General features: G+C 71.8%; 12 protein-coding genes. 6 read left to right on the forward strand and 6 right to left on the reverse strand.

The window, feature by feature from the left end; genetic code table 11:
- Positions 1-9: 9 nt before the first annotated feature.
- The 4 genes from ACFY3D_RS29705 to mtrA form a co-directional block, all read right to left on the reverse strand.
- The gene (locus ACFY3D_RS29705) at positions 10-714 is read right to left on the reverse strand and encodes a ComF family protein (RefSeq protein ID WP_389985286.1); all 705 of its coding nucleotides are present in this window, start codon (positions 712-714) and stop codon (positions 10-12) included.
- 99 nt (positions 715-813) lie between these two features.
- On the reverse strand, positions 814-2,559 hold the full coding sequence (locus ACFY3D_RS29710) for an LpqB family beta-propeller domain-containing protein (protein WP_389985289.1): 1,746 nt from the start codon (positions 2,557-2,559) through the stop codon (positions 814-816).
- A 172-nt stretch (positions 2,560-2,731) separates the two neighbouring features.
- Positions 2,732-4,453, reverse strand: coding sequence for an MtrAB system histidine kinase MtrB (gene mtrB / locus ACFY3D_RS29715; RefSeq protein WP_362906257.1), 1,722 nt, complete (start codon positions 4,451-4,453; stop codon positions 2,732-2,734).
- Positions 4,454-4,478: 25 nt separating this feature from the next.
- The gene (gene mtrA, locus ACFY3D_RS29720; protein ID WP_030907316.1) at positions 4,479-5,156 is read right to left on the reverse strand and encodes an MtrAB system response regulator MtrA; all 678 of its coding nucleotides are present in this window, start codon (positions 5,154-5,156) and stop codon (positions 4,479-4,481) included.
- A 341-nt stretch (positions 5,157-5,497) separates the two neighbouring features.
- On the opposite strand from mtrA, the gene ACFY3D_RS29725 reads away from it, so the two are divergent.
- From ACFY3D_RS29725 to ACFY3D_RS29745, 5 genes are all read left to right on the forward strand, one after another.
- Positions 5,498-6,805, forward strand: a complete 1,308-nt coding sequence (locus ACFY3D_RS29725; RefSeq protein WP_389985292.1) for a hypothetical protein — start codon at positions 5,498-5,500, stop codon at positions 6,803-6,805.
- Positions 6,790-7,431, forward strand: coding sequence for a DUF4129 domain-containing protein (locus ACFY3D_RS29730; protein ID WP_350946494.1), 642 nt, complete (start codon positions 6,790-6,792; stop codon positions 7,429-7,431). Before ACFY3D_RS29725 ends, ACFY3D_RS29730 begins: the two co-directional genes overlap by 16 nt.
- Positions 7,428-8,687 carry a DUF4350 domain-containing protein gene (locus tag ACFY3D_RS29735; RefSeq protein WP_389985295.1) on the forward strand — a complete coding sequence of 420 codons (1,260 nt, stop codon included), beginning with the start codon at positions 7,428-7,430 and terminating at the stop codon, positions 8,685-8,687. Before ACFY3D_RS29730 ends, ACFY3D_RS29735 begins: the two co-directional genes overlap by 4 nt.
- A 110-nt stretch (positions 8,688-8,797) precedes the next feature.
- Complete coding sequence (locus tag ACFY3D_RS29740) at positions 8,798-9,721, forward strand: MoxR family ATPase (protein WP_362765908.1); 924 nt, start codon at positions 8,798-8,800, stop codon at positions 9,719-9,721.
- A 2-nt stretch (positions 9,722-9,723) separates the two neighbouring features.
- On the forward strand, positions 9,724-11,088 hold the full coding sequence (locus ACFY3D_RS29745) for a DUF58 domain-containing protein (RefSeq protein ID WP_362906251.1): 1,365 nt from the start codon (positions 9,724-9,726) through the stop codon (positions 11,086-11,088).
- Positions 11,089-11,257: 169 nt separating this feature from the next.
- Here the strand turns inward: ACFY3D_RS29745 and ACFY3D_RS29750 are convergent, their stop codons facing one another.
- Positions 11,258-12,253, reverse strand: coding sequence for a stage II sporulation protein M (locus tag ACFY3D_RS29750; RefSeq protein WP_389985298.1), 996 nt, complete (start codon positions 12,251-12,253; stop codon positions 11,258-11,260).
- A 37-nt stretch (positions 12,254-12,290) separates the two neighbouring features.
- Here ACFY3D_RS29750 and ACFY3D_RS29755 point away from each other — a divergent pair, with 37 nt between their 5' ends.
- Positions 12,291-13,286, forward strand: coding sequence for an RDD family protein (locus ACFY3D_RS29755; protein WP_389985301.1), 996 nt, complete (start codon positions 12,291-12,293; stop codon positions 13,284-13,286).
- A 166-nt stretch (positions 13,287-13,452) separates the two neighbouring features.
- Here the strand turns inward: ACFY3D_RS29755 and ACFY3D_RS29760 are convergent, their stop codons facing one another.
- Positions 13,453-14,841: an LVIVD repeat-containing protein gene (locus ACFY3D_RS29760; protein WP_389985304.1), complete on the reverse strand. Its 1,389-nt coding sequence runs from the start codon at positions 14,839-14,841 to the stop codon at positions 13,453-13,455.
- Positions 14,842-15,139: the final 298 nt, after the last annotated feature.

Genomic DNA, 15,139 nt, shown 5'->3' on the forward strand with positions numbered 1-15,139 from the left:
CACCCTGCGTCACGATCCGTCGCGATCACCGGTTTTCGATCTCCGGCGTGTCGCGGCGACCGTGGCGGCGAGGGAGGGCGTGAGCCCCGCCTCGCGCATCGCCCTCGCCGCCTCCGCGAGCGTCGCACCGGTGGTGACGACGTCGTCGACCAGCACAATCGCCTCCGTACCGCCCCAGGAGCGCGGCACAGGCGCGTTGCGGCCGATCGTGACCGTAAAGGCGGAGGAGAGATTGGCGGCCCGCTGGAGGGAACTCAGCCCCGCCTGGTCGGCGACGCGGCGGCGCTGGGCGAGCACCCGTGCCACGCTCGCGGGCCAGCCGGCCTCGCGGAGGTAACCGGCCGCCAGCGTCGCGAGCCGGGTCACCGGGTCGTGCCCGCGGCGCCTCAGGGCCGGGCGGGCGCTGGGCACCGGCACCAGCAGCACCGGCCGCTCGCCGGCCGCCGTCGCCACCGCGAGGGCGAGGGCCCCGGCCAGCGGAGGGGCGAGGGCCGTGCGACCGCGCTCCTTGTAGGCGATGATCGCTCGCCGCACGGCGGGGGTGTATTCGGCCGCCGACCAGCACTCGGGCAGGCCTGGCGGAACGGGGTCCGGCATCCGGAGGGCGGGCGCCCCGTGCAGCTCCTTCGCGCAGCGGGGACAGACGAGGGCGCCCAGCGCGTCGCATCCGGCGCAGCGGGGCGGCAGGATCAGGTCGAGCATGGCGGTCGTCACGGATCCAAGGTTGCATACGACACCGACAAAAAAGCCCAGCCCAGGGTACCGGAGGGGGGTTCGGTCCCCCACCGGAGGCGATGGAAGGAGTCGCTCGACTCAGCTCAGGGGGAAGGCCGGGAAGGCGGGACCGTCCTCCGTGAAGTCCGTGGTCCCGGTCTCGTTCTTGACCAGCGACTCCCACCTGGTGGAGTTCCAGAACAGGACCTGCCGGGCCCCCTGCTCGTCCCTGGCCCCGGCGAGCAGGGTGCTGTCCAGGGCGGTGATGCTCTCGATCCGGGAGTCGAAGGGCAGGGACTTGGGCTCGGCGGAGACCGAGGCCTCGAGCAGTTCCGACTTGCCGGTGAGCGCGTACAGGGTCTTGCCGTCCTTCCAGGCGATGTCCTTGATCGTCCGGTTGCCGTCGGCGTTGACCACGGTCTGGAGGTTGGTGACGCGGGTGTTCTCCCGCTCTCCGATGACGGTACCGACCTGGACCTGCTCGCCCAGCCCGTCCTTGACGATCACGGCGACGTGCACGCCGTCCCGCGCGACCTTGAGCGACTTGACGTACAACGTCTCCAGGTCCGGGGCCGACACCCGGTACCGGTGTTTGTTGTCGCCGTCGTGCCGGGTGATGACCGAGGCGTGGTCGTTGGGCCGGTCGACCGTCCAGAGCGTGTGATAGCGGTCCCAGGCGGGCGGGGCGAGGGAGACCCCCGTGCTCCAGTCGCGCCACTCACCGCCCGCGGCGAGCGGCGCGACGGAGACGCTCCTGCCGTCTCCCGAGAGCACCGCCACCTGCTGTACGGGCTGGCCACTGATCGCGGGGTGGGTCCCCACCCCCTTCTGACCGGCCCTGCCGGGCACGGGCCGCCCGACGTTCTCCTTGTCCAGCAGCCGCAGCGCGCCGCCCGCGAGATAGAACGGGTAGACGGCGTCGGGGGTCGTCCAGGGGTCGAAGTTCGAATGCTCCTGAGCGTCGATCTGGAGGGACGTGTCGGGATAGTACGACTCGCCGTTCACGGTGACCTCGAAGCCCCAGCCGCCCTTGGTGAGCGCGGCGAGCGTCGCGGCGAGCTGGGCCGACATCGGGTCGATCAGGTCGGAGTCCACCCGCCTGGTGAGGTCGACGACGACCCGGTTGTTCTCGATGGTGACGTCGATGAGCTCGGTGCCGGTGAAGGCGGTGCGCACCGCGTCCTTGAGGGAACTGCTCGGCCCCCTGATCAGCCGCTCGACCGTCGTCTTGGCGAAGTTGGCGGCCGGGTCGATCGGCACCCGCACCTGGTCGACGACCAGGCCCTTCCACTGGGAGTCGAGGAAGTACAGGTCGACGGGCAGGTAGCCGCGGGCGACGTCGGCCTCGGACAACAGGAGCCCGTCGGGGGCCGCGCTGATGCGCCACTCGCCGTTCGCGTCCTTGGCGAGGGTGAACGCCTGGTTCAGCGTGCCGCCGCTCGGGCGGTATCGACCGTCCTGATCGATGATCGCGGTTTTGCTGCCCTTGAGCGTCACCTGGGCCTGCTTGTCCTCGTCGCGGAGGGGCGCGAACTTCTCGTACGTGCCCTGCCGGTAGACCGTGACGCCGCTGCGCGGGTTCCACTTGGCGGCGAAGTCGCCGGTGAGGTATTCGCGGGCGACCTGGAAGGCGGGGTCGTCGAGGCTCGCCATCGCCGCGCGGAAGCCGGTGACGACCTCCTCCGGCGACCAGCCGGCCTTCGGCGGCATCGCGATGACCCGCGCGTACGGGTCGCCCAGCGGGTTGCCCTTGCGCTCGTTGTCGACGGCGACGACGGACTTGCCTCCGGTGGGGATGACCGAACAGGCGCTCACCGCGTAGACGAGGGCGATCGCGAGGATCACCGTCCCCGCGTTCCGCGCGCCTCCCCTCAGCGCCGCGTACCGCCCCCCGCGGACACCGGTCCGCGCGGCGCCACCGACCGGCTCGGGCCGTCGCCGCGCCCTTCCGCCGGCGGCCCGCGTCGCGCTCCCCACAGGCTCCGGCCGGCGTCGCGCGCCTCCCGTCCTGCCCGTCCTAGTCCGCATCGCGCCCCCCGTCGGCCGCCGCCGGCGACAGCACCGGCGTCATGTGCCCTCGCCAGGTGCGCCGCATCTCCACCTCCGGGGGTACGAGCGGCAACGGCGAGCCCCGCAGCACCGCCCCCGCCACCCTGGGCAGCGAGAGCCGGAACTGCGAGCCCTCCCCGTGCGAGCCCCACGCCTGCAGCCAGCCGCCGTGCAGGATGGCGTCCTCGCGGGAGATGGCGAGCCCCAGGCCCGTACCGCCGATCGTGCGCGCCCGGGACGGGTCCGCCCGCCAGAAACGGTCGAAGACCAGGTTCTCCTCGCCGGCTCTCAGTCCCACCCCGTGGTCGCGTACGGCCACCGCCACCGCGTCCCTGTCGGCGGCGACCGAGACGACGATGTCGCGGCCCTCTCCGTGCTCGATCGCGTTGAACAGCAGGTTGCGCAGGATGCGCTCGACCCTGCGGCTGTCCATCTCCGCCATGCACGGCTCGCCGGGAAGGCGCAGGTCGAAGCGGGTGGAGTGGCGCTCGGCCAGCGCCTCGGAGTCGGCGACGGCGCGCAGCACCACGTCCCTGACGTCCACGGAGTCGACGTCGAGGTCGGCCGCGCCCGCGTCGTAGCGGCTGATCTCCAAAAGGTCGGCGAGCATCGCCTCGAACCGGTTGAGCTGGTTCTGCATCAGCTCCGCCGACCTGGCGGCCATCGGATCGAAGTCCTCGCGGGCGTCGAAGAGCAGGTCGGCGGCCATCCGCACGGTGGTGAGCGGGGTGCGCAGCTCGTGCGAGACGTCCGAGACGAACTGGCGCTGGACCTGGGAGAGCTCCTCCAACTGGTGGATCTTCAGCGCCAGGTTGGCGGCCATCTCGTTGAAGGAGGCGGCCAGCCGGGCGAGGTCGTCCTCGCCGCGCACCTTCAGCCGCTCGTCCAGGCGCCCGGCGGCCAGCCGCTCGGCGGCCTGCCTGGCCAGCCGCACCGGCGTGACGACCTGGCGGGTGACCAGGGAGGAGATCACGGCCAGCAGCAGCACGAGGCCGGCGCCGACAAGGATGATCATCTGCTGCACCGAGGCGAGGGTCTGCTCCTCCTTGTCCAGCGGGATGAGGTGGTAGATCTCGTACGACGAGTCGAGGCGGGTGCCGATGATCATGCCGGGCACGGGCTGCTCCGGCTGTCCCTTGTAGTACAGCGGGGTGTACCAGGTGCTGTCCTCGCCGGCCTCCTTCTTGAACAGCTCCTCACGCTGCCTGGGCGGGATGCTGACGGGGTCGATGTCCGTGGTTCCGTAGAACGCCCCCGGCAGCGTCTCGTTACGGATGATCACCGAGTAGCGGCTGGCCGAGCCCGCGCGCCGCGCGAGCGCCTCCGTGGCCTGGCTGAGCGGGCTGCTTCCCGGCGGCTGCAGCGCCTGGCCCGGCTCCGCGGCCTGCTTGGCGGCCTCGGCCGCCGGCTGGCTGAGATAGCCGAGCACCGCGTTCCTGTCGGCCTGCGCCTCGCTCTTGGCCGCGCTCTCCCTGGTCTCCAGGGTGGTCCTGATGATCTGCTGCATCAGGAAGACGCCGAGCACGGCGACGACCACGATGGAGATGACCATCGTGCTGGTGACCACGCGCAGCTGGAGCGAGCGCCAGAAGACGCGTCGCGCCCGGCCGGCGACGCGCCGGACACGACGCCGGACACCCCGCAGCAGCTGGCGCGGGGTGCGACGGCGTTTCTTCGGTGCGGGAGGCATCTCGGGGGTCCGGGGAAGAGGGCGGCTAGGCCGGTCCGGCCTTGTACCCGACCCCGCGGACCGTCACGACGATCTCGGGGTGCTCGGGATCCTTCTCGATCTTCGCCCGGAGCCGCTGGACGTGTACGTTGACCAGGCGGGTGTCGGCCGCGTGGCGGTAGCCCCAGACCTGTTCGAGCAGGACCTCGCGGGTGAAGACCTGGCGAGGCTTCCTGGCGAGGGCGACCAGCAGGTCGAACTCCAGCGGGGTGAGGTTGATGGTCTCCTCCTCCCGCTTCACCGAGTGCCCGGCGACGTCGATCGTGATGTCGCCGATCTGCAGGATCTCCGGCGTCGGCTCGTCGGTGCGGCGCAGCCGGGCGCGGACCCTGGCGACGAGCTCCTTGGGCTTGAAGGGCTTGACGATGTAGTCGTCTGCCCCCGACTCCAGCCCGAGCACCACGTCGATGGTGTCGCTCTTGGCGGTCAGCATGACGATCGGCACCCCGGACTCGGCCCTGATGCGGCGGCAGACGTCGATCCCGTCGGCCCCCGGCAGCATCAGGTCGAGCAGGACCAGGTCCGGCCGGGTGTCGCGGAACGCGTCGAGTGCCTTGTCGCCGTCGGAGACGAAGGAGGGTTCGAAGCCCTCTCCGCGCAGCACGATACCGAGCATCTCGGCGAGAGCCGCGTCGTCGTCGACGACCAGCACGCGTCCTTTCATGGCCCCTCATTCGGTTTACGCAGTTCGGGAGTTATCGTGATAAATCGGTCGATCATCGAAGATTACCCTCGTCCGCCTAATGGATGACACCGGCCGACGACGGGGCGTCCAACTGACGAATTTTAGGCGCACTCAACGTAAAACGCGCAGTTACGCCCCCCACGGCCGCCGCCGACCCGGTGACTGCGGACACCGGGCGGTGATGACCACGTTCACAGTCTGCGGTAAACCACGGTGTCTCGGCCATCCCTCCGGCATCTCCACCCTCCTTCAGGGGGATGAAACGTTCGTGTGATCACCCGATCACCACGGATGGTGTGTCCACATGCCAGGATTGGGATATGTCAGACGGTCACGGCTCCAGTCCCGGCGATCCCGGCACGCCCACGGGCTGGGCGTCCAACCAACCCCCGCCGTACGGCAACGCCCAGGGATCCCCGTGGACCGCCCCCGGCCCCGCGCCCGATCCTCCCGCGCCGCCGCAGGGGCCCCCTCAGGGACCCTGGCAGCCCCACGGCCAGGCACCATACGGGCAGCCGCCGCACCAGCAGCCGTACCAGCAGGGCCCCTACGGGCCGCCGCCGTACGGCGCGCACATGCCGCCTCCCGCGATGCGCCCCGGCATCATCCCGCTGCGGCCGCTCGGCGTGGGCGACATCCTCGACGGGGCGATCAAGCTGATGCGCTCCAACCCCAAGAGCGTCCTGGGCCTGTCGGCGATCGCCGCCGCGCTGGGCGCGATCCCCCTCGCGATCGGGCAGGTGATCGCGCTCGAATCCATCACCCCGATCCTGGAGAACCCGAACGCGGCCCCCGACGAGGGGAGTTTCCTCTCCCAGTACGGCGGCAGCCTGCTCTCCTACGCGATCCAGTTCGTCGCCGTGACGCTGCTCACCGGCGTGATCACCCGCATCCTGGGCCGCGCGGTCTTCGGCGGCAAGATGACGGCCGGCGAGGCATGGACGCTGACCCGGAGCCGGGTGCCCACGCTGTTCGGGCTCGTCGTCGTCAACCTCGTGATCCTGCTCGTCCCGATGGCCATGATCATCGGTGTGTTCTTCGCACTCGGCTCGGCGGGGGCCGGTGTCGGGGTGATCGCGATCGTGGGCGTGGTGGCGGTATTGGCCTACGTGGCCTACGCCTTCTTCGTCAGCACCCGACTGGTGCTCGCCCCCGCGGCCGCGGTGCTGGAGCGGCGCGGCGTCGTCGACTCGTTGCTCAGATCCTGGCACCTCGTCTCCGGCGGCTTCTGGCGAACGCTCGGCATCGTGATCCTCACCCAGATCATCGCGTTCCTCGTCGGCCAGCTGCTCTCCTTCCCCTTCGTCCTGGGCGGGAGTTTCCTCGTCCTCCTCGGCGAGAGCTCGGATGGCGCGCGGATCGCCGCGGCGATCCTCATCGCGGTGGGCGTCACCCTCGGCTCGATGATCACCTATCCCCTCCAGGCGGGGGTGAACGGCCTGCTCTACGCCGACCGGCGGATGCGCTCCGAGGCGTTCGACCTGGTGCTCCAGACCGCGGCGATCGAGCAGCGGCGACAGGGCTGGGTCCACGCGTCGGCCGACGATCTGTGGGACCCCTCCATCACACCCGCGGGCCCCGCGCGGCACGAGCCCCCCGGCCAGGGAGCCCCGTGGCCCCATTCCTGACGTCCCCCGTCGACATCGGGCGCGAAGAGGCGCGGCGCCAGGCGATCCAGGAGCTGCTCAGATCCGAGTACGCCAAGGAGTCCCTGCTCGACCGCGTCTGGCGCAACATCAACCAGTTCCTCGGCGACCTGCTCGACCAGGAGTCCATGGGCACCGTCGGCAGCCTGGCGGCACGGGCGGCCCTGCTCGTGATCGTGATCGGGATCGTCGTCGCGCTGCTCCTGGTCGCCCGCAGGACCGCCGGGGGCGGCGGCACCCGCGAGGGCGGGATCTTCGGCGACCGCCGCCTCAGCGCCGCCGAGCACCGTGAGGCCGCCGAGCGGCTGGCGGCGGAGGCCCGATGGGCCGAGGCGGTCCGCGAACGGCTCCGGGCCGTCGCCCGTGATCTGGAGGACCGCGTGATCATCGACCACACCCCCGGTCGCACCGCCGACGAGCTCGCCGTGGAGGCGGGCCGAGCCCTGCCCGCGCTCGCCTCCGAACTCGCCGCGGCGGCGCGGGTGTTCGACGACGTGACCTACGGCGAGGTGCCCGGCACACCCGAGGCGTACGGGATCATGCGCGACCTCGACGAGCACCTGCGCACGGCCCGCCCCGCGCCCGTCGTACGGGCGGACGCGCCATGAGCCTCGCCCCGCCGGGAAGGACGGTATCGGCCTCCGCCGAGGACGCGGGGAACCCAGGGAGTCCAGGGAACGCAGGGAGCCCGGGGAACGCGACGCGGGCCTCCGCGACGACCTCCACCTCCCCGACCGCGGGCGGCCTCTGGCGCGGCGGCAGGGGCATCCTGCTGGTGGCGCTCCTCGTGGTCGCCGTCGCCGTCGCCGGCGTGCTGCTCGGAGGCTCCGGCGGACCGGAAAGACCCCTCGACCCCGCCGACACCTCGCTCTCGGGAGGCAAGGGCCTGGCCCGGCTGCTGCAGGCGAACGGGGTGCGGGTCACCCGGGTCACCTCGGCCGAGGAGGCCGCGTCACTGGCCGAGCAGGCGGGCCCCGAGGGCAGCACCCTTCTGGTGAGCCGGACCTTCCCGCTCGACGAGGACGAGGCGGAGCTGCTCGCCGCCGCACCCTCGGACCTGCTGGTGGTGGGCGTACCCGAGCACCTGGACCTGCTCGCGCCCGGGGTGGCCCCGGTGGGTGAGGCGCGGGCGCGATCCCGCGAGCCCCGGTGTGCGCTGCCGGCCGCGACGAGGGCGGGCAGCGCCTACAGCGGCGGCGTGACCCTCACCCTGCCCGCCGGGGCGATCGGCTGCTACCCGGCGGGCGGGAAGCCCACCCTGGTCTCCCACAGCGTGGGGGACCGGACGGTCACCGTCGCGGGCGACGCGCAGTTCATGACCAACCTGCGGCTCGCCGAGGACGGCAACGCCGCGCTGGCGACGAACCTCGCCGGCGGGCGGCCCACCCTGCTCTGGCTCACGCCTCCCGAGACCACCCCCCCGGCGGGCGACGGTAGGGACGGTCTCTACGACCTGATCCCTCAAGGGGTCAAGTGGGCCGTGGTCCAGGTGTTCCTCGCGGTGCTGCTGCTCGCGCTCTGGCGGGGCCGCAGGCTCGGTCCCGTGGTGGCCGAGCGGCTGCCCGTCGTCGTGCGGGCGGCCGAGACCGTCGAGGGACGTGCCAGGCTCTACCGGGCACGGCGGGCCCGCGACCGGGCCGCCGCGGCCCTGCGCGCGGGCTTCACCGACCGGGTCACCCCCCGCCTCGGGCTGCCACCGGGGACCGGCCCCGACGCGCTGGTGAACGCGATCGCCGAGCGGACCGGCCAGGCGGCGTCGCACGTCGGCGCCGCCCTGTACGGACCTCCGCCGGTCGACGAGGCGGGGCTGGTAGCCCTCGCCGAATACATGGACATCTTGGAAAGGCAGGTCGGAAAGTCGTGACCACACCACCGGGGAACGACGGTCTCACCGAGGCGGCCTCCGTCGCGAGGACCGCGCCCGGCGCATCCGCCGTACCCGCCGCGCAGAGCGCGGACCAGGCCAGGGAGGCGCTGGGAGCCCTGCGCGCCGAGGTCTCCAAGGCGGTCGTCGGCCAGGACGCCGTGGTCACCGGGCTGGTGATCGCGCTGCTCTGCCGGGGCCACGTGCTGCTCGAAGGCGTGCCCGGCGTCGCCAAGACCCTGCTCGTCAGGACACTGTCGGCGGCGCTCTCACTCGACTTCAAGCGGGTGCAGTTCACCCCCGACCTCATGCCGGGCGACATCACCGGCTCGCTGATCTACGACGCGAAGACGTCGGAGTTCGAGTTCCGCGAGGGGCCGGTCTTCACGAACCTCCTGCTCGCCGACGAGGTGAACCGCACGCCGCCGAAGACGCAGGCCGCGCTGCTCGAGGCGATGGAGGAGCGTCAGATCAGCGTGGAGGGGGCGGCGCGCGCGCTGCCCGACCCGTTCATCGTGGCCGCCACCCAGAACCCCGTCGAGTACGAGGGCACCTACCAGCTGCCCGAGGCGCAGCTCGACCGGTTCCTGCTCAAGCTGACCGTCCCGCTGCCGCCTCGCGACCAGGAGATCGCGGTGCTGGAACGGCACGCGCTCGGCTTCGACCCGCGCGACCTCTCGCACGTCAAGGCCGTGGCCACCGCCGCCGACCTCGCCGCGGGACGCGCGGCGGTCGGCAAGGTCCACGTGGGCCCCGAGGTGCTCGGCTACATCGTGGACATCGCGCGGGCGACCCGCCAGTCGCCCTCGCTCCAGCTCGGTGTCTCCCCGCGCGGCGCCACCGCGCTGCTCGCCGGGGCGCGGGCCTGGGCGTGGCTGTCCGGCCGCACCTACGTGACGCCCGACGACGTCAAGGCGCTGGCCAGGCCCGCGATGCGGCACCGGATCCAGATACGTCCCGAGGCCGAGCTGGAGGGTGCGACCGCCGACGGCCTCATCGACGCCATCCTCGCCTCCGTCCCCGTCCCCCGCTGACCATGGCGCTGACAGGACGGGCCGCGCTGCTGGCGCTGCTGGGCACCCTGGCCGTGCTGTTCGCCCCCCGGCCCGGGCTCGCCGTGGCCGGGGTGGCGCTGCTGATCGTGGCGCTGGTCGCGGTCGACCTGCTGCTGGCCGGGAGCGTGCGCCCGCTGCGCTTCACCCGCTCGGGCGAGCGGCTGGTACGGCTCGGCGAGTCGGTCACGGTCGAGCTGATCGTGGAGAACCCCGGCCCACGCAGGGTGCGCGGCGTGCTCAGGGACGCCTGGCCGCCCTCCGCGGGCGCCACGCCCCGGCACCTACCGCTGGACGTTCCCCCCGGCGAGCGCCGCCGGCTGGTCACGACGCTCACCCCCACCCGCAGGGGCGACCGCGAGGCGGTCACGGTGACGGTGCGGACGCTGGGCCCGCTGGGTGTGGCGGCCCGCCAGGGCTCACACCGGGTGCCCTGGTCGGTCAGGGTGCTGCCGCCGTTCCTCAGCCGCAAGCACCTGCCCGCCAAGCTGTCCAGGCTCAGGGAGCTGGAGGGCCGGCACCCGTCGATGATCCGGGGGCAGGGCACCGAGTTCGACTCGCTGCGGGAGTACGTGGTCGGCGACGACGTCCGCTCGATCGACTGGCGGGCCACCGCGCGCCGCGACGACGTCGTGGTCCGCACCTGGCGGCCCGAGCGCGACCGCCGGGTGCTGATCGTGCTCGACACCGGCCGTACCTCGGCCGGACGGGTGGGCACCGCCCCGATCCCGTTGGCCGGGGAGGTGCCGAGGACCGGCGCCGGGAGCGGGTCGCGGGTCGTGCCCGGCTGGCCCCGCCTCGACTGGTCGATGGACGCGGCGCTGCTGCTGGCCGCCCTCGCCTCCCGGGCGGGCGACCGGGTCGACTTCATGGCCCACGACCGGGGGGTGCGTGCCTGGGTGTCCGGCACCGGCCGTACGGAGCTGCTGTCGTCCCTGGTCAACACCATGGCCCCGATCGAGGCCGAACTGGTCGAGGCCGACTCCGCGGGGATGGTCGCGGCCGTCATGGCGCGGGCCAGGCGACGTTGCCTGGTCGTCGTGCTGACCGACCTCAACCCGGCGGCGCTTGAGGAGGGGCTGCTGCCCGTCCTTCCCCGCCTCTCCTCGCGGCACCTGGTGCTCCTGGCCGCCGTCTCCGACCCACAGGTGGCCGAGATGGCGGCCGGGCGCGGCACCTCCGAGCTGGTCTACGGCGCGGCGGCGGCCGAGCACCTGCGCGCGGGACGGCGCAGGATCACCACCCTGCTGCGCCGTCAGGGGGTGGAGGTCGTGGACACCGCCCCCGACCAGATCGCCCCGGCCCTCGCCGACGCCTACCTGGCGCTGAAGGCGGCCGGGCGGCTCTGAGCCGCCCCGGCACGCACCGGTGCCCGGTCGACGCCGGAGCCGCGGGGGTTCGACGCCCGGGGCCGCGCGGCGCTCACGCGGCACTCCGAGCCACCGGAGTCCGGCCTGGCCGGGCACTCCGCCGGGGCCGAACGCTCAGCCGACGCGCTCAGCCGGGGCCGCGGAACGCTCAGCCGGCGCTCGGAGCCAGGTCGGGGGCACGTTCGATGTCCCCGCTCTCGCCCGCGGCCACGGCGCGGCGGCCGAAGAAGATCACGTAGGCGAGGAACGCGACCTCCGCGACCACCCCGATGCCGATCCGTGCCCAGGTGGGCAACCCCGAGGGCGTGACCAGGCCCTCGATCAGCCCGGAGACGAACAGCACCACGATCAGGCCGAGGGCCACGCTCATCACGGCTCTGCCCTGCTCGGCCAGAGCCTCCGTGCGCCTGCGCGGGCCGGGGTCGACGACCGTCCAGCCGAGGCGCATGCCGACGGCCGCGGCGAGGAACACCGCGGTCAGCTCCAGCAGGCCGTGCGGGGTGATCAGCCCGAAGAAGATGTCGAGCTTGCCGCGCGAGGCCATCAGCCCGGCGGAGACGGCCACGTTGAGCGCGTTCTCCCACAGGACGTACGGGATCGGCAGGCCGAGCAGGACGGACATCATGATGACCTGCATCGAGACCCAGGCGTTGTTGACCCAGACCTGTCCGGCGAACGAGGTCGCCGGGTTCTCCGAGTAGTAGTCGGCGAAGTCGTGCTCGACGAGTTGGGTGATCTCCTCGGGGGTGGCGATCGCCGCCTGGACCCCGGGGTTCTCCCCCACCCAGACCGCGACGACCGTGGAGACCAGCAGGAACGCGACGCCCGTGGCCAGCCACCAGCGACGGGCCCGGTAGGCGACCACCGGGAAGGAGACGGTGAAGAAGCGGACGAACTCCCGCCAGGCCGGGGTGTGCGCCCCGGTCACCGCGGAGCGGGCTCGGGCGACGAGCGCCGACAGGCGGCCCACCAGGATGGGATCGGCGGAGGCCGAGCGGACGAGGGACAGGTGCGTGGCCACCCGCTGGTAGAGGTCGACCAGCTCGTCGACCTCGGCACCGTCCAGCGAGCCGCGACGCCGGACCAGATCCTCGAGACGATCCCAGGCGGGCCGGTGCGCGGTGACAAAGGCGTCGATGTCCACGCGATCAGCCTATCCAGTCGAAGGTAGGGTGCTGGTTGTGTCCGATGTCGTAACCGGCGAGGCCGTGGTCGTCGAGGTCCGCGTGGCCCAGCTCCCGAGCAGGGCCGCGGCACTGCTGATCGACATGGCGATCCAGATCGTGACCCTGCTGGGGGCCTCCCTCCTCGTCGGCAACCTGGGATTCCTGGACGATCCGGCGCTGACGACGATGGTCTACATCGTGCTCACCGTGCTCGTGGTCGTCGGCTACCCGGTGACCTTCGAGACGCTCACGCGTGGGCGCAGCCTGGGCAAGCTCGCGCTGGGGCTGCGGGTCGTCAGCGACGACGGCGGTCCCGAGCGGTTCCGGCAGGCCCTGTTCCGCGGGCTGGCGGGGGTCCTGGAGTTCTGGATGCTCAGCGGTGCCCCCGCGCTGATCAGCTCGCTGATCTCGGAGAAGGGCAAGCGGCTCGGCGACGTCTTCTCCGGCACCATCGTGATCTCCGAGCGCGCCCCGCGGCAGTACGGGCCGCCGCTGGACATGCCGCCGATGCTCGCCCCGTGGGCGGCGACACTGGAGCTGTCGCGGCTGCCCGAGCAGGTGGCGGCCACCGCACGGCAGTACCTCATGCGCTGGCACGACCTCGCCCCGGCCGTCCAGCACGAGATGGGCGTGCGCATCGCCACCGAGATGTCGGCCTTCGTCTCCCCGCCCGCCCCGCCGGGTGTGCCGCCGTTCGCCTACCTGACCGCCGTCCTGGCCGAACGCCGTCGCCGCGAGCAGGCGCGCCTGGCTCGGCGAACCGGCGAGCACCGGCCGGAGCGGCAGTGGACAGGTCAGCCGCACCCTCCCGCCCCGTACGCCGCTCCGTACGTCCCTGTTCCTTACGCGCCTCCCGGATCGGCGCCTCGGCCCGACCACCGGCCGTCGCAGCCGCGGATCCCCCTGCCGCCTCCGGCGGGGTCGCCCCACCCGGCACCTCCCCCGCCCACGTCCCCGCCTCCCGCGCGGCGGCCCGACTCCACGCCCGGCGGCTTCGTCCCCCCCGCCTGACGGCTTCCGCACCCTCACCTCCTCGCAGGCGGGCACTCACGCCGACGAAGAGCGTCGTGCCGGATCACAGAACCGGAGCACGGAAAAGGGGCGGCGGGAAGGCCCACCGCCCCTCACGTACGCCTCGCGGGCGACCGCGTCCCCTCGGGGGCGGCCGCTCGGACGGTCAGTGGTGGCCGTGCTCTCCGTAGGAGGCCTGGGTCTGCACGTTCAGCCGGTCCATCCGGACGTTCTTGGCCGGGTCGGTGCGACGGTCGTCGATCTTGAGGACGTCCAGCCCTCGGTAGAAGTCGCTGGCGTAGACATAGCCGTTGTAGTAGTACGCCGACCAGATGCCGCCGCCTCCACCGTCGGGCTCGGGACCGCGCTCGAAGTAGCCGATCTCCTTCGGACGGGCCGGGTCGCTGAGGTCCACGAAGGAGACGCCGCCCTGGTACCAGGCCTGGACCATGATGTCCTTGCCCTTGACCGGGATGAGCGAGCCGTTGTGCGCGACGCAGTTCTCGCTGTCGGCCTGGTGACGAGCGATCTTGAAGTAGCTCTTGAAGACCAGCTTGCCGCGCTTGATCTCGTAGATGGCGTCGGCGCCGCGGTTCGGACCGATCGCCTCGTTGCAGGTCGCCGCGCCGCCACCGCCGAGCTCGTCGGTGAAGATGACCTTGTCGCCCCTGTTGTTGAACGTCGCCGAGTGCCAGAACGCGAAGTTCGGGTCGGTGGTCCGTGCGGTGATCACCGGGTTCTCCCGGTCGGAGATGTCGAACAGGACGCCGTCACCCATGCAGGCCCCGGCCGCGATGTTCTTCTCCGCGTAGACGGTGATGTCGTGGCAGCCGCTGGTCGGCAACAGCAGGCCCGGCTGCGTCTCGTTGCCCCCGTCGGGGAAGATGACCGGCGTCTTGACCACGGCGGCGGCGGTCGGGTTGCGCAGCGGCACCTTGATGATCGAGATCTTGTCGTGCGGCGGCAGGCAGTCGGGGAACGTGTCGCTCGGGTTGTAGGAGGAGACGTAGAGGTAGACGTTCTTGCGGTCCCCGGTTTTACCGGGAACAAGGGTCAGGGTGTGGGAGCCGCAATTGGTCTCGACCGACTTGATGTACTTGGGGTTTTTCTTGTCCTTGATGTCGAAGATCCGGACACCCTCCCACGACTCCTTGACGCTGGCCGGCTGGCCGACGCTGTTACAGGAGTCGTCGCTGCGGGAGTTGTCGACCGCCGCGAACAGCAGGTCGTCGTAGACCGACACGTCCATCTGGGAGCCGGGGCACAGGACGCCGCTGACGAGCTTGGCGCGCTTCGGGTTGCTGATGTCGTAGATCGAGAAACCGCCGTAGTTGCCGACGTAGGCGTAGTTGCCCTGGAAGGCGATGTCGCTGTTGACGGTGGTCTCAAGGCCGGGAAGCTTGGGCAGGGTGCCGACGTGCGTCACGTTGGGGCTGGTGACGACCTCGCCGGGTGGAGGGATGTCGGCGGCCTGGGCCGAGACCGTGGACGTCAGCATCGCGGCGGCCGTGGCCACCACCGCCAACGCCCGGACGACCCTTCGGGGAGCGAACACTGCGGGTGCCTCCTTGAAGCGGACATAAGGCATGCATAAATTAGCAAACCGTCCACCTTGACGCCCGAGTCAACATCACATGACTTTGTCACAATAAAATTTGATTCGACCTCTTTACTTACTCTCTGGACAAGTTTATTGTCTTCCCCTTTTTTGTGGCTCACCGTGGGGTTCCGGCGCGAGTGACGGTCGTGGGGGGGGCCCGCCCCCGCCCCCCCCCCCCCCCCACCAGGTGGGGGGGGGGGGGTGGAGGGGGTTCTGGGGGTTGTGGGAGAATTATTTGAGGTGAGCCGAGTAG

The sequence above is a fragment of the Streptosporangium sp. NPDC000509 genome, assembly GCF_042898365.1.
Taxonomy (GTDB): Bacteria; Actinomycetota; Actinomycetes; order Streptosporangiales; family Streptosporangiaceae; genus Streptosporangium.

Excerpts from the sequence above, each read along its gene's own strand:
- mtrB (WP_362906257.1), bottom strand. The coding sequence starts at position 4,453 with ATGCCTCCCGCACCGAAGAAACGCCGTCGCACCCCGCGCCAGCTGCTG.
- mtrA (WP_030907316.1), bottom strand. The coding sequence starts at position 5,156 with ATGAAAGGACGCGTGCTGGTCGTCGACGACGACGCGGCTCTCGCCGAG.
- ACFY3D_RS29725 (WP_389985292.1), top strand. The coding sequence starts at position 5,498 with ATGTCAGACGGTCACGGCTCCAGTCCCGGCGATCCCGGCACGCCCACG.
- ACFY3D_RS29735 (WP_389985295.1), top strand. The coding sequence starts at position 7,428 with ATGAGCCTCGCCCCGCCGGGAAGGACGGTATCGGCCTCCGCCGAGGAC.
- ACFY3D_RS29745 (WP_362906251.1), top strand. The coding sequence starts at position 9,724 with ATGGCGCTGACAGGACGGGCCGCGCTGCTGGCGCTGCTGGGCACCCTG.